Annotated in this window: 15 protein-coding genes, 1 tRNA gene and 1 pseudogene; 16 read left to right on the top strand and 1 reads right to left on the bottom strand. The window is 34.8% G+C overall.

Annotated features, from left to right (window positions below):
* The first annotated feature begins 97 nt into the window (after nucleotides 1-97).
* The 12 genes and pseudogenes from dnaG to msrA all read left to right on the top strand — a co-directional run bounded on the left by dnaG (nucleotide 98) and on the right by msrA (nucleotide 9637).
* Nucleotides 98-1972 carry a DNA primase gene (gene dnaG, locus BMX09_RS05645; RefSeq protein WP_089746728.1) on the top strand — a complete coding sequence of 625 codons (1875 nt, stop codon included), beginning with the start codon at nucleotides 98-100 and terminating at the stop codon, nucleotides 1970-1972.
* Nucleotides 1973-1989: 17 nt separating this feature from the next.
* Entirely contained in the window at nucleotides 1990-3138 is a 1149-nt protein-coding gene (gene rpoD / locus BMX09_RS05640) for an RNA polymerase sigma factor RpoD (protein ID WP_089746727.1), read from the top strand.
* Nucleotides 3139-3268: 130 nt separating this feature from the next.
* A tRNA-Arg gene (locus tag BMX09_RS05635) sits at nucleotides 3269-3342 on the top strand.
* Between the two features lie 200 nt (nucleotides 3343-3542).
* A pseudogene (locus tag BMX09_RS05630) lies at nucleotides 3543-3836 on the top strand (DUF5692 family protein); the annotation flags it as partial.
* A 247-nt stretch (nucleotides 3837-4083) separates the two neighbouring features.
* Entirely contained in the window at nucleotides 4084-4374 is a 291-nt protein-coding gene (locus BMX09_RS05625) for a hypothetical protein (RefSeq protein ID WP_143054382.1), read from the top strand.
* Nucleotides 4375-4525: 151 nt separating this feature from the next.
* Entirely contained in the window at nucleotides 4526-5281 is a 756-nt protein-coding gene (locus tag BMX09_RS05620) for a DeoR/GlpR family DNA-binding transcription regulator (RefSeq protein ID WP_089746724.1), read from the top strand.
* A gap of 281 nt (nucleotides 5282-5562) precedes the next feature.
* Nucleotides 5563-6051 (top strand): PTS sugar transporter subunit IIA, encoded by a 489-nt coding sequence (locus tag BMX09_RS05615; protein WP_089746723.1) that lies wholly within the window; start codon nucleotides 5563-5565, stop codon nucleotides 6049-6051.
* A 26-nt stretch (nucleotides 6052-6077) separates the two neighbouring features.
* On the top strand, nucleotides 6078-6377 hold the full coding sequence (locus BMX09_RS05610) for a PTS sugar transporter subunit IIB (RefSeq protein WP_089746722.1): 300 nt from the start codon (nucleotides 6078-6080) through the stop codon (nucleotides 6375-6377).
* A gap of 67 nt (nucleotides 6378-6444) precedes the next feature.
* On the top strand, nucleotides 6445-7857 hold the full coding sequence (locus BMX09_RS05605) for a PTS transporter subunit IIC (RefSeq protein ID WP_089746721.1): 1413 nt from the start codon (nucleotides 6445-6447) through the stop codon (nucleotides 7855-7857).
* Between the two features lie 93 nt (nucleotides 7858-7950).
* Nucleotides 7951-8379, top strand: coding sequence for a galactose-6-phosphate isomerase subunit LacA (gene lacA / locus BMX09_RS05600; RefSeq protein ID WP_089746747.1), 429 nt, complete (start codon nucleotides 7951-7953; stop codon nucleotides 8377-8379).
* A gap of 22 nt (nucleotides 8380-8401) precedes the next feature.
* Nucleotides 8402-8920 (top strand): galactose-6-phosphate isomerase subunit LacB, encoded by a 519-nt coding sequence (gene lacB / locus BMX09_RS05595; RefSeq protein WP_089746720.1) that lies wholly within the window; start codon nucleotides 8402-8404, stop codon nucleotides 8918-8920.
* 195 nt (nucleotides 8921-9115) lie between these two features.
* Nucleotides 9116-9637: a peptide-methionine (S)-S-oxide reductase MsrA gene (gene msrA, locus BMX09_RS05590; protein WP_089746719.1), complete on the top strand. Its 522-nt coding sequence runs from the start codon at nucleotides 9116-9118 to the stop codon at nucleotides 9635-9637.
* 138 nt (nucleotides 9638-9775) lie between these two features.
* On the opposite strand, the gene BMX09_RS05585 is transcribed toward msrA, so the two are convergent.
* The gene (locus BMX09_RS05585; RefSeq protein ID WP_089746718.1) at nucleotides 9776-10738 is read right to left on the bottom strand and encodes a diacylglycerol/lipid kinase family protein; all 963 of its coding nucleotides are present in this window, start codon (nucleotides 10736-10738) and stop codon (nucleotides 9776-9778) included.
* Nucleotides 10739-11244: 506 nt separating this feature from the next.
* Between BMX09_RS05585 and alaS the strand changes: the two genes are divergently transcribed.
* From alaS to BMX09_RS05565, 4 genes are all read left to right on the top strand, one after another.
* Nucleotides 11245-13887: an alanine--tRNA ligase gene (gene alaS, locus BMX09_RS05580; RefSeq protein WP_089746717.1), complete on the top strand. Its 2643-nt coding sequence runs from the start codon at nucleotides 11245-11247 to the stop codon at nucleotides 13885-13887.
* A 151-nt stretch (nucleotides 13888-14038) separates the two neighbouring features.
* A complete protein-coding gene (locus tag BMX09_RS05575; RefSeq protein ID WP_089746716.1) occupies nucleotides 14039-14305 on the top strand; it encodes an IreB family regulatory phosphoprotein in 267 nt (88 codons plus the stop codon).
* Entirely contained in the window at nucleotides 14305-14733 is a 429-nt protein-coding gene (gene ruvX, locus BMX09_RS05570) for a Holliday junction resolvase RuvX (protein WP_089746715.1), read from the top strand. Before BMX09_RS05575 ends, ruvX begins: the two co-directional genes overlap by 1 nt.
* A gap of 31 nt (nucleotides 14734-14764) precedes the next feature.
* The gene (locus BMX09_RS05565) at nucleotides 14765-15070 is read left to right on the top strand and encodes a DUF1292 domain-containing protein (protein ID WP_089746714.1); all 306 of its coding nucleotides are present in this window, start codon (nucleotides 14765-14767) and stop codon (nucleotides 15068-15070) included.
* The last annotated feature ends 234 nt before the right edge of the window (nucleotides 15071-15304 follow it).

The raw sequence follows: 15304 nt of genomic DNA, 5'->3' as shown, positions 1-15304 counted from the left end.
AGATTAGCAAAAAAGATTGATATTATGTAAAAAAAATGGTATAATACTCTCCGAATATCAAAACAGCTAGAATATTTTGAAGGAGGGAACAATTAAGATGGCAAATGCAGTACCAAATGAAGTTGTTTCTCAAATTCAGAATGAAGTGAACATTGTTGATATTGTTAGTCAATATGTTCAATTAAAAAAAAGAGGAAAAAACTACTTCGGCTTTTGCCCATTCCATGATGAAAAGACTCCATCGTTTTCGGTGGCGGAAGAAAAGCAATTATATTATTGTTTTAGTTGTGGACGTGGGGGGAGTGTTTTTTCATTTATAAGTGAAGTTGAAAATATTTCATTTCCTGAGGCGGTTGAGAAAGTAGTTGATATTGCTCATTTACCTTATGAATTAAATATTAGTCAAGGTAACACCAATAATACGAAACATCTAGAATATCAAGGTTTGTATCAGGCGCACAAGGAAGCTCAAGCATTGTATGAACATATTTTGCAACATACAAATGGAGGGGATAAGGCACTAAGATATTTAATTGATCGTGGCTATACAGAAGAGACGATTAAGTTGTTTGGATTAGGGTACTCACCTAAGAATCGTGAAATATTAGTGAATCAAGTAAAGGGTTTGAATATTTCAGAAGAAGATATGATTGAATCGGGATTATTTGTTCATCGAGAAGAGACGAATGAATTTTTGGATCGTTTTTCTCGTAGGATAATGATTCCTTTACGTGATGCAAGTGGTCAGGTGATTGGATTTTCTGGTAGGGTATTAGTGGATGAGACGAACGAGATTGAGCAATCATTTTCTGAGGATGTCCAAGCAAAATATCTAAATAGTCCAGAAACAAAACTTTTTAATAAGCGGAATTTTTTATTTAATTTTGATCAAGCGAGATCTCATATTCGTAAGAATGGATTAGCAGTTCTGTTTGAAGGATATATGGATGTTATTGCATCATGGCAGGCAGGTGTTAAAGAAGGAATCGCCTCAATGGGAACCAGTCTGACACAGGAACAGATTAATATCTTGAATCGTGTGACGGATAAAGTATTAATCGCTTATGATGGTGATGAGCCGGGTCTTCATGCTACGAATCGTGCAATTGAGTTAATTCAGCAATATTCAAATATGCAAGTACTAGTATTGCCATTAGAAGAAGGATTAGATCCGGATGAATATATTCAAAAATACGGTAATGATGCCTATAAGGATAAGCTATATAATCATAGTGAGACAGTCTTTCAGTTTAGGAGACGGTATTATCGTTCACAGTATAATTTAACAGTCGAAAAAGATAAAGTCACTTATATAGAATTATTAATCCAAGAAATCGGTAGAATTACATCACCCATTGAACAAGATTTAATGATGAGTGAATTGGAACGAGAATTTTCGCTATCGAAAGCAGTTATTACTGAACGGTTAGCGCATTATCAAAAGCAACAAGAGCGTCAGATGGCTAAGACGAGTGTTGTTGAACAACCAGTTATTAGTATGGTTAATAAACCAAAATCAATGCTTGAAATACCGCAAAAACAATTATTATATCGCTTAATACATTCGCCTGAAAGCTGGAATTATTTATTTATTTATGATGATGAGTTTAGTTTTCATGATGCTGAATTTCAAGAGCTATATTATTTATTACAAGAATTAAGAATGCATAATGATCATGAAGTAGAATTAGGACTGTTTATGGCGATGTTAGTTGATGAACAACTGCAAAGTATTGTAGCGTCCTTAGAATGGTTAGATATGCCAGAAGATTGCACAAGTAAAGAAATAGAAGAATTAGCTTACTATATTTCTACACGTGAAAAGCTATTAAGGCGTTCACAACAAGTAAAAATCGATTTACAAGTAGCGCTAACACAAGGCGATACAACATTGGCACAGGAATTAATGTTAGAACAGATAGCGATACAAAAGCAATTAAAAATGCGAATAAAAACACCAACACAAGGATAGGATGGGGGATTCATTTAATGGTAAAGAAACAAAATGAACAAGGCCAAACATTAAAAGATGTAACAGCAACTTTAATTGCTGAGAAAAAGATTTTTGGACAAATTTTATATGATGATTTGTCAGAAAAAGTAGCAGAACCTTTTGAATTAGATGCAGAAGGTATGGATAAATTAATCCAAAAATTTGAGGATGCAGGTATCAGCGTTGTTGACATCGATGGTGGACCAACAACACGTCAATTACAATCTCAAAGCGTTAAAGAAGAAATTGAAGAAAAAGATGAAAAGAAAGATAAAAAAGCAAAAGCCGATGAAACTGCAGTCGCTTCTAACGTTAAAATTAATGACTCTGTTCGTATGTATCTAAAAGAAATCGGACGAGTACCACTATTAACAGCTGAAGAAGAAAAAGAAATCGCTATTCGTATTCAAGAAGGCGATGAAGAAGCTAAGCAAGAACTAGCAGAAGCTAATTTACGTTTAGTAGTATCTATTGCTAAGCGATATGTTGGACGTGGTATGCAATTCTTAGATTTAATTCAAGAAGGTAATATGGGATTAATGAAGGCCGTAGAAAAATTTGACCATGAAAAAGGGTTCAAATTCTCAACTTATGCAACTTGGTGGATCCGTCAAGCAATTACTCGTGCGATTGCCGACCAAGCAAGAACTATCCGTATTCCAGTACATATGGTTGAAACAATCAACAAATTAGTCCGTGTACAACGTCAATTATTACAAGATTTAGGCCGCGAACCTACACCAGAAGAAATCGGTGCTGAAATGGACTTACCAACTGAAAAAGTTCGTGAAATCTTAAAAATCGCTCAAGAACCAGTATCATTAGAGACTCCAATCGGGGAAGAAGATGATTCGCACTTAGGTGACTTCATTGAAGATGATAATGCAACAAGTCCAGCTGAACATACAGCCTATGCATTATTACAAGAACAATTAGATGAAGTGCTAGAACAATTAACTGATCGTGAAGAAAATGTTTTACGTTTACGTTTTGGTCTAGACAAAAACGGTGAAATCCGTACTTTAGAACAAGTGGGTCAAGTATTCGGTGTAACACGTGAACGTATTCGTCAAATCGAAGCAAAGGCCTTACGTAAATTAAGACATCCAAGCCGATCAAAACAATTACGTGATTTCTTAGAATAAAATTTTTTGGAACTAACTGGGTATTTCCTAATTAGTTCCATTTTTTTAAAAAAGTGAAAAAACTGAAAAAACTTTCGAAAAACTGTTGACTTTATTTCGATTAGAGGATATAATAGTTCTTGTAGTTGAGGTTCCAGTAGCTCAGCAGGATAGAGCATTCGCCTTCTAAGCGAACGGTCAGGGGTTCGAATCCCTTCTGGAACGTAGATTTTAGGACATAATTAAGATTATGTCCTATTTTTTTATGCTTTTTTTAAGTGAATTCGTAAAAGTACTTTTTAGTGGATCTTTTATTCTAAGTAGTGAAAATAGTTTCAATAACTAATGTTGATTAGGGTGGTTTAATTTAAAAATAGTACCAAGAAATCTCCGAAGCTTTAGCTTAGTGTGTAGTTCACAACCGTGCAACAATTTTAGCAGTCTGGTGTATGTTTGCACAAGTCTTTCCATTATTCCAAGATACAGAGCCGTTCCAAGTATTGCCAGTAATGTATAAAGATGGCTTTATGAATGCGGGTATTCACCCAACAGAAGTAAATCCAACTATTATGGGTGTATCAGCAATGATCGCCTTAGTGGTCAATGTAGTGGCATTTGCTTCAATTATTAAGTGTGCTAAAAAATTAGGCATCAATCCATATAAACAAGAAGTATGGGTTAGCACACATGACTTTGTAGAAGCAATGGTATGCGTCTAAATAAAACAATTAGCAAGTTAGTCTGATGAGGCTAGCTTATTTTTTGTACAAAATGATAACTTGATTAGACAAAAATATCAAAATTACAGAAACTAGTCTAGATATATTGTCAACGCTTACAAAAAGTATTATGATAAATACAGATAAACTTTGTGAATTTCTAAAAAACGTACATAAGAGAGTCTGCATGGGAGAAGCCCTTATTGAAACTTTAGAGATAATTTTCACTAATAAAGGGGTGTTTTTTATGATGAGTCAACGAGAAAAATTAGTAGATAGTCATTGTTTGGGATTTGCTTATGAGAAACTTTTTATTAGAAGAGCCTGCAAACCATATATTTTAGATAATACCAATAGAGAACATAAGCCAGTTCGTGAGCCTATTGCATTATACAAAACAGCTCCTATTCACCTCAATGAAGCAGGTGTTGACTTCACTAATAGTACTAATCTCTTAAATGAATTGGATCACCAACGACCAAATCATGAATTTATGAGCTTTTCTAATGCTACAAAAATTTTACATGAGAATAAATAGTAAATAATAAATGAGCTAAGTATTCCACTAGTATCTTATTGTTAGAGGGGTACTTAGTTTTTGTTTGTATTTGAATAAACTTGTGCTATATTATAAATATGTAATGTAAGTTTTTGTTTGTTCTATCAGTGATAAAGGATGTGGAAGAGAAATGCTAAAAAGAGAACGTATTTTAACAATTATCGAAAAAGTCAATCAATCTGGTATTGTCACGATTAATGATTTGGTTGATCAGTTAGAAGTGTCAGATATGACGATTCGCCGAGATTTGGATGAATTAGCTGAAGCAGGAAAGTTAGTTCGTATTCATGGAGGAGCACAAAAAATTACATTATGTGAAGAAGAGGAATTAACACATTTACAAAAAATGGAGATTCACTTAAAAGAAAAAGAAGCAGTTGCAAAAATAGCGGCAAGTTTTATTAAGCATGGTGATACCATCTACCTTGGACCAGGGACGACTTTGGAATTAATGGCTAAATATGTCACGCCAGCTGTCTACCCTGTTCGTATCATAACCAATAGCTTACCGGTCTTTCAATCATGGGAAAAGTTAGGTGTGGAAGTCTTATTAATTGGCGGAATCTATCGCAGTGAGTCGCAATCTTTTGTAGGTAGTCTAGCAAATGAAACATTAAACCACTTGAAATTTACTAAGGCCTTTGTAGGGGTTAATGGCATCTACAATGAAAGTGTGATGAATGCCAATATCGAAGAAGGCCAGATTCAAGCAATTGCCTTAAATAATGCCTTTGAAAAGATTATTGTTGCCGATAAATATAAGTTCAATCGGAATGACTTCTATCAATTTTATGATTTGGATTTAATTGATAAAGTGATTACTAACCAAGAATTATCAGAAGAAAATATATCACATTATGAAACCTACACGAAAATTATTGTTTAAAAAATAAACAAAAAAATAGAAAAAGTGTTATTTTATGTTAGATATTGCATAAAATAACACTTTTTTTGTATTGAAAAAATTCAAACAAACTATTGAATGAATGATATTTCAATAGGAAAATATAAAACTCATTCAATAAAAATATTGATAAATCAACGTTTGACGGATTTGTTTATATAAAAAAACACTATTGACAACGCTTTCTTATCAGGTGTATAATCCATTTGTAAATAAAACAAAAACAAACAAAAACAAACAAAAATAAAAAAGGAGAGAGGTTTATGAGTGGTGAAAATGTTCCATTAATTGATAAAGAGACCATTTATATTTCAGATAAGATGACTCTACAAGCTGTCTTTGAAGAAATTAGTCAGCAATTAATTGTGGCGGATTTAGTAACTAAAGATTTTTTTGAGCATGTCTTAGAGCGTGAAAAAGAATTTCCAACGGGTATGGATTTAAGTGTTGTAAACCCTGAATTACCAAATATTGCAGTGCCACATACTGAAGCTGAATTTGTTAAGGTGAGACGCATTATCCCGGTGAAGTTAACTCATCAGATAAAGTTTCATAATATGATTCAGCCACAGGAAGTTTTAGATGCGCAGTTTTTATTTATTATTTTGAACAATGATCCAGCAGGCCAAGCAAATATTTTAGCACAAATTATGAATTTCATCGCGACGACTGATACTGAAGTCCTAAAAACAGTATTACAGTCTGAAAATGAGGATGAGATTTATACAATTTTAAGTAAAGGTATTAAATAATAAAAAAAGAAATGGAGGAACAAATAATGATAAAGATTTTAGCAGCATGTGGGGCAGGGGTTAATTCAAGTCATCAAATTAAAGATGCCTTAGAAACAGAGATGGTAAATCGTGGTTTTGAGGTACAGGTTGATGCGGTAATGGTAAAAGATATTACAGAAGAAATGATGGCTAAATATGATATCTTCGCACCAATCGCCAAAACTGATTTAGGATTCGATGTGAAAATCCCAGTTATCGATGCGGGTCCAATTTTGTATCGTATTCCAATGATGGCGCAACCAGTATATGACGCTGTTGAACAAGCAATTAAAAACATGAACTAATTCAATTTATACAAAGGCAATTAATTATCTAGAACAATAAAAAAGAATTAAAAAGGAGTGAAAAATAATGTCACAGATTGTTGATTTTGCCAATTCATTATTCAACCCATTAATCCAACTGGGTGCAGCACCATTAATGATGATTGTTTTAACGGTTATGGCTCTTATTTTCAAAGTGAAATTAAGTAAAGCTCTTGAGGGTGGTATCAAATTAGCGATTGCCTTAACAGCGATTGGGGCAGTAATTGGTATTTTAACTTCTCAATTCCAAGACGCTTTGAATGCCTTCGTTACGTCAACTGGTATTAATTTGTCAATTACAGACGTTGGGTGGGCACCACTGGCAACAATCACTTGGGGTTCGCCATATACATTATACTTTTTAATGGTTATGGTAATTGTCAATATTGTTATGTTGGGTATTAATAAGACAGATACATTGGATGTTGATATTTTTGATATTTGGCACTTAGCCTTTGTTGGATTGTTCGCTATGTTTTGTGGAGCAAACTTATTCATCGCAACGGCATTAGTAGTATTTATCGGTGTGATGAAGATTATTAACTCAGACTTAATGCACCCAACATTCTCATACATTTTGGATCGCACACCTGAGACTAACCCAATGACTACGACACATATGAACTATATGATGAATCCAATCGTGATGGTATTTGACAAAATTTTCGATAAAGTCTTCCCATGGGTAGATAAATACGACTTCGATGCTGCAACTTTAAATAAGAAAATCGGCTTCTGGGGTAGTAAATTCGCCATCGGTATCTATTTAGGAATCTTCGTTGGATTATTAGCACATCAATCACCAAAAGAAATCTTCATGCTATCATTCACAGCCGGATTCTGCTTGGAGTTATTCTCATTAATTGGTACATGGTTCATCGCAGCGGTTGAGCCTTTATCACAAGGGATTACCAATTTTGCAAATAGTAAACTTGAAGGCCGACGCTTAAATATCGGTTTGGACTGGCCATTCATCGCTGGTCGTGCTGAAATGTGGGCTGCCGCAAATGTCCTAGCACCAATCATGTTATTAGAAGCATTAGTTTTACCGGGCAACAAACTATTACCACTAGGCGGAATTATCGCAATGGGTGTTACACCAGCTTTATTAGTGGTTACTCGCGGTAAAATTATTCGCATGATCATTATCGGTGCCATCGAATTACCACTATTCTTATGGGCAGGAACATTAACAGCGCCATTCGTAACAGAAACAGCTAAATTAGTAGGAGCTTTCCCAGCAGGTATTGACTCAACAACCTTGATTTCACATACAACAATGGAAGGACCTATCGAAAAAATGCTTGGGTACTTAGTTGGTAACGCTTCACAAGGCGACATCAAATTCGTAATCTATGCCTTATTAGCATTAGCTGCCTATACATTAATCTTTATGTGGTATGCACACGAAATGAAAAAACGTAACCAAATTTATCAAGAACAAGCAAAACAAAAATAAAATAGCTAAAGGTTCAGTATTCGTGCTGGGCCTTTATATATGCCAAATTTAGCTAAAAAATTAAAAAAACAAGCAAAAAAGGGAGAGATTATTATGAAGATTGCAATCGCATCAGATAAGAAAGGCTTTGCATTAAAAGAACACATCAAAAAATACCTAACAGAAAAAGGCTTAGAACTATTAGATTTAACCGAAGAACCAGCAAAAGATTTTGTGGATTCTGCCGAAAAAGTCTCACGTCTGGTCTTAGCTGGTCAAGCAGAACGTGGCATTATGTTTGACGCATTTGGTGCTCCATCCGCATTAGCAAGTAATAAAATCCATGGCATGGTCACAGCCAATGTGCGTGAAGAACGTACAGCTCATATGACAACCGAACATAATGGGGCAAAAGCTATTGCAATTGGAGCAGAATTAGTCGGCAAGAGATTAGCTGAATCATTAGTTGATACATATTTAGGAGTTGAATATGCAGCAGGTCGCCACCAAATTCGTTTGGATATGTTAGAAAAACTATATTAAATTTAAGGAAGGTGAAATAAAGATGATTATCGCAATTGGAAATGATCATATCGTAACAGACTATAAAGTAAGAATTGTTGATTTTTTGAAAAATAAAGGCTACCAAGTAATTGATGTTGGCACACATGATCACATTAGAACACACTACCCAATTTACGGGTTACAAGTAGCTGATTTAGTACGTAATGGAGAAGCAGACTTTGGTGTGGTAATTTGTGGAACGGGGGTAGGAATCTCAACTGCAGCCAATAAAAATCAAGGAATTCGTGCTGCATTAGTAAGTGATCCACTAACAGCCAAATATGTCCGTCAAGAATTAAATGCCAATATCATAAGTGTTGGTGGAGCAGTAGTGGGAGAGCATATCGCCCAAGAAATCATTGAAACATTCATTACAACAGAATATCAACCAACAGAAGAAAATAAACAAATCATCCAAAAAATTAGTGACTTAGAACAAGATAATCCTGAACAACATAATAACCCCAACTTCTTTGATAAAGAGTTACAATTATGGTGTGAAGGCTATTATCACGACTAAAAAATACTAAAATCCATCATCCACTAAACACAGTAACTCCCACATAGTTGCTGTGTTTTTGTGTCATCTAATGTTTTTGGGAGTCTAACTTAGAAGATAGGATTAGCGTAGCTTTAGGCAAATATTTTGATATGATAACAGAAACAGGATATAGTATCATTGCGTAAAGAATCAGACAAATTGGAGGGAAATGATATGACAGAAGTAAAGAAAATCTATTTAGCAGCAGGATGTTTTTGGGGGAGCCAAGCCTACTTCAAGCGGATCGACGGTATCAAACAAGTCGTGGCGGGATATGCAAATGGTCAAACTGAACACACCAATTACCAACGCGTCGCAGAGACAGATCACGCAGAAGCAGTCGAAGTGTCTTATGATAGTACGCAAATCAACCTAACAAGTATTCTAGCACATTATTTCCGAATGATTGATCCGCTAAGCCTTAACAAACAAGGTGGCGATACTGGACGACAATATCGTACCGGTATCTATTACACTGAACAACAACAAGAAAAAATCACAAAAGCCTACATGGAAGCCGAACAAACAAAATATACCAAACCAATCCAAGTAGAACTAGACCCCCTTAAGAACTTTATCATAGCAGAAGAGTATCACCAAGACTACCTCGCTAAACATCCCCAAGGCTATTGTCACATTAATCTCTCATTAGCCGACGAAAAAATTAATCTGCCAGAAATCAATATTGTAAAATAGGAAGGAACTCCTAAAGTATCATAAGGCTAGAAGGATGTTCTCACGGTGCAAATAGCAGTCACCAACATAGACGGAAGATTTCACAACGAAAAAAATGTCGCCAAATAGATAATTAGATAATAAAAAAGCAGTCGACCATTAATGGGTACTGACTGCTTCTTTTTGAATTAACCAAAATTTCTGGGTTTCTAATTGGACTTCTAAATCAATCGTCTGTGGTTGGTAGATTTCGCCATCACGTTGAATGATTTGTGAATTTTCAATTTGGATGCGAACATTAGTAGCTGGAATTCTTGTGAAAGATTCCGTAATACCAAAATGATTTCCACCACTTAAAATACGTGGAAAGACTTGAATGAATTCTTTGGCAATTACGCTATGAGCTACGACAATACCAATCTCATGATTATTCGGTAAGGATTCTGGATCAAACTTAATTCCTCCACCAAAATAAGGATGGTTCATTAAGTCTAGAAGTAAAATATTATCATAATGATAGCTATCGGTATGATTAGTAGTAATAATGGCTGAAAAAGTCTCTTTTTGTTTAAAGGCAGCAATAATATTGCGAACATAGGATAATTTAGTTAGTCCGAATTTATTTAAATTCCCTTTATTTTTCGAAGAGTTTGTTAATTGACAAATTAATGCATCAAAACCAATCCCTAATGAATTCAAAGCATAACCTCTATCGTTCGTTGCATGATTATGATAAGCCAATATTTCAACTTCATGTACACTAGCTACTTGTAATAAGTCTAGGAATCGATTAGCTTCTTGTTCGACTTCTAGAGCTCGTGAGAAGTCATTTCCTGTACCAGAAGGGAAATATGCAATCGGCACATCGGCATTCATTTGTTTTAGTCCAGTAACAGCTTCATTTAATGTACCATCGCCACCAATAATGACAATTCGTTTATTAGATAGGCCTTTTGCGACAGCTTCTTGAACTAATTTTGTTGTATGGCCAGCATATTCAGAGATATGAACTTCATAGGGGATATTCTTTTGTGCACATGCAGTAAGTAAGTTCCCAAGAATTGTTTTCCCTTTATGGCTGCCAGATTTAATATTTACAATAATTTCTAAAATAATTGACATCTATTTAACTCCTATAATATTGATGGAATTATTATAGCAAATTATTTTCAAAAGTGATAGTTATTGTAGAAATATAGACAAAAAGTTGATTATTAAGTATTTTATCAGCTTAAATCCATGACATATTTGGCAAAAAATAGAGCTTGTTTTTGAAAATAATCACATTCACTAATATATCTAAAAAAAAGCTGAAAAATATTGACATTAGTGAGTGATTTACTTATACTAATTAGGTGAGAAATTTAGATTCGGATGATAATTTTTAACTTGCAGAGAGGTCTAGTTGCTGAAAATGGCCACCAAAAATTTAGCTCCCGATGAATATATTTTGTAGAAATACAAACGTCTCCAGCGTTAATGGACTAAGAGATAATGAAAACATAACTGTTTCATTGTAAGCAAGGTGGTACCGTGATGATGTCGCCCTTGTGTGCAATGGGGCAGTTTTTTTATTTTTATGACTTAGTTCTTAAAACTAATAAAATAATATATAAGGATGGTAATTTATGAAACAATTAACAAGTAGTCAAATCAGACAAATGTACTTAGATTTCTTTGAGTCTAAAAAACATGATATTATTCCAAGTGCATCATTAATTCCAGTTAACGACCCAACATTATTATGGATCAATGCAGGTGTAGCACCATTAAAAAAATATTTTGATGGATCAGAAGTACCAAATACACCACGTATCGCTAATGCACAAAAATGTATCCGTACAAATGATATCGAAAATGTTGGGGTTACAGCTCGTCACCACACATTATTTGAAATGCTAGGAAACTGGTCAATTGGTGAATACTTTAAAGAAGAAGCTATTGCTTGGGCATGGGAATTTTTAACATCAGAAGAATGGTTAGCTTTTGACCCTGAGTTATTATATGCGACTTACTATCCAGAAGATACTGTTACACCTACTATTTGGAAAAAGCAACCACGCTTTATTGAAACTCACTTAGTACCAATCGAAGATAACTTCTGGGATATTGGTGCGGGACCATGCGGACCGGATACAGAGATATTCTATGATCGTGGTGAAGAGTATTTAGATATTGCTGAAGATGATCCTGAAAACTTCCCTGGTGGTGAAAATGAACGTTATTTAGAAATTTGGAACTTAGTATTCTCTGAGTTTAACCATATGCCAGATAATTCTTACCAACCATTACCACATAAAAACGTCGATACAGGTATGGGATTAGAACGTGTAACAAGCGTAATGCAAAATACAGCAACTAACTTTGAAACAGACTTATTTATGCCAATTATTCAAACAATTGAAAACTTATCAGGTAAAAAATATGGTACTGCAAAAGAAACAGACGTATCATTCAAATTAATTGCTGACCATATTCGTGCGGTATCATTTGCAATTGGTGACGGTGCTTTACCATCAAATGAAGGCCGTGGCTATATCTTACGTCGTTTACTACGTCGTTCAGTAATGCATGGACAAAAATTAGGTATTAAAGATGCCTTCTTAGCGAAATTAGTACCAGTTATTGGTAATATTATGGGGGAATTCTATCCAGAAGTTGTGGATAATGCAGCCTTCATTGAGAAAGTTATCTCTGCTGAAGAAGCTAAATTCCATGAAACAATTAATGGTGGTTTAGAATTATTAAAAGAAATTATGGTTGAAATGGAAGCTAAAGGCGAAAAAGTAGTATCTGGACGTCAAGCATTCAAATTATATGATACTTTCGGATTCCCATTAGAATTAACAGAAGAATATGCTAGCGAACACGGCTTCTCAATCGATAAAGATGAATTCGATGTAGCGATGAAAGAACAACGTGAACGTGCGCGTGCAGCTCGTCACCAAGCAGAATCAATGAATGTTCAATCAGAAGTATATACATCGATTACTGTTGAAAGTGAATTCGTTGGCTATGACCATGATACTGCAAATGGTACATTAAATGCCGCAGTTTGCGATAATAAAGCAACAGAATCATTACAAGAAGGCGATGTAGCTAATCTATTCTTTACACAAACTCCTTTCTATGCTGAAATGGGTGGACAAGTAGCCGATACAGGTCACATTACAACGCTTGATGGACATATCGTTGCTGAAGTTATCGACGTTAAAAAAGCGCCAAATGGTCAACCAATGCACTCAGTAAACGTTATTGGAGATATGACAGTTGGAACAGAATACGTATTAGTCGTTGATGCTAAACGTCGCGCTAAAATCACTAAAAACCACGCAGCAACTCACTTATTACACCAAGCATTAAAAGATGTCTTAGGAACTCATGCTAATCAAGCAGGTTCATTAGTTGCTCCAGAATATTTACGTTTTGACTTCAGCCACTTTGGTCAAGTAACTGCGGAAGAATTACAACGCATGGAACAAATCGTAAACGAAAAAATCTGGGAAGCTTTAGATGTTGTAACAGTTGAAACAACTATCGATAAAGCGAAAGAAATGGGCGCTATGGCATTATTCGGTGAAAAATATGGTGAAACAGTACGTGTTGTTAATGCAGGTAACTGGTCAATCGAATTATGTGGTGGTATCCACGTTCATAATACTTCAGAAATCGGCTTATTCAAGATTGTTTCTGAATCAGGTATTGGTGCTGGCGTTCGACGTATCGAAGCTGTAACAAGTAAAGAAGCATACGAATTATTAGCTAATCATGAAGCACTATTAAAAGAAACAGCTGGAATTGTTAAATCAGTTCAATTAGATGCCGTTCCTGAACGTGCAACTAACTTACAAGCAGAAATTAAAGAATTACAACATGAAGTAGCAGGCTTAAAAGCAAAATTAATGAAATCAGAAACAGCAGATGTCTTTAATAATGTTGTAACGGTTAAGGATATAACATTAATTACTGTTGACTTACCAAATAAAGGTATGGATGAATTACGTCAATTAGCAGATACTTGGAAAGCTAAAAAAGCTTCAGATATCTTAGTTGTCGCAACTTCACAAGGTGAGAAAGCAAATCTTTTAGTGGCTATTGATAAAGAAACGGTCGCTAAAGGTATTAAAGCGGGTGATTTAATCAAAGCAATTGCACCAAAAATCGGTGGTGGCGGTGGTGGCCGTCCAGATATGGCTCAAGCCGGTGGTAAAAACCCAGCTGGTATTAAAGACGCTTTACAAGAAGTGACAAACTGGTTAGAAAATCGTTAATTAGCATACAGCAAAGGAAAATAGAGCGATATAATCGCTCTATTTTACCTTATATAATTAGTAAAGGTTTCCTTAATATCTTACGAATTCTGTTGTAGTTTTTCTTAATATCTAGTAAAATATAAGTATCAGTAGGAGAAGGGGTGCAGTTATGAGTTCAATAGATGAAACAGTCTTATTCAAGTTTAATGATAAGGATGAAAAAAGTGTTGAAGAAACATTAACCATTGTCTATGATGCATTAAATGAAAAAGGATATAGCTCAATTAACCAAATTGTTGGGTACTTGTTATCAGGAGACCCAGCATATATTCCACGTCATAAAGATGCACGTAATTTAATTCGTAGACATGAAAGAGACGAAATTTTAGAAGAATTAATTCGCCATTATATTCGTACAACAGGTAGAGATTGCTAATGAGGATAATGGGATTAGATGTTGGTTCAAAGACAGTTGGAGTTGCAGTAAGTGATCCAATGGGTTGGACAGCACAAGGCATTGAAATTGTTCGTATTAGTGAAGCGGACGAAGAGTATGGTTATGATCGTATTCTTGAATTAATCAAAGAATATGAAGTAACGAAAGTGGTAATAGGCTTACCCAAGAATATGAATAATTCAATTGGTTTTAGAGCAGAAGCTTCGATGACTTATGCAGACGGCTTAAAAGAATTAATTGATATCGAAATTGATTACCAGGATGAGCGCTTAACAACTGTCCAAGCAGAACGGATGCTAGTGGATGAAGGGAATGTCTCTCGTAAAAAGCGTAAAAAAGTAATTGATAAGCTAGCAGCAGTGATTTTATTGCAGAATTATTTGGATAGTCATCCAAGTATTTTGTAAAAAATATAAAATAAAAAGAAGAGGTGTTATTATGTCAGAACATAACCACAACCACGATCACGAACATGGACATGATCACGTAACAATTATTGATGAACAAGGAAATGAAATCTTACACGAAATCTTATTCACTTTTGAATCAGAAGACTTCGGTAAATCATACGTATTACTATACCCAGCTGGTATTCCAGAAGACGAAGACGTAGAATTACAAGCATTCTCATACGTTGAAAGCGAAGAAGGTATGGAAGGTGAATTACTACCAATCGAAACTGAAGAAGAATGGGATATGGTTGAAGAAGTATTAAACACATTCCTAGCAGATGAAGAAGAATAATTTTCATTTATCTATTAGGTGGTGTAGTCTTGCCTTAAGCATTAGCTAAGTGGCAAGGGAGCTACAGATATACAGATACTTGTATAGTCATCATAAAAATAAGAACTAGTTGCCGTTTTGGTGGCTAGTTTTTTTGTGCTTTTAGGTTCTACAATAAATGATGTTGTTGAAGAAATTCTTCAATGGCATCATTTATTTTTTTATACACAAAAAGCATCTGATGCCCTATAATAA

This window comes from Granulicatella balaenopterae, assembly GCF_900111135.1.
Lineage (GTDB): Bacteria > Bacillota > Bacilli > Lactobacillales > Aerococcaceae > Granulicatella > Granulicatella balaenopterae.
Note: the sequence above shows the minus strand (reverse complement) of the source record. Positions and strands in the feature narration are given on the sequence as shown.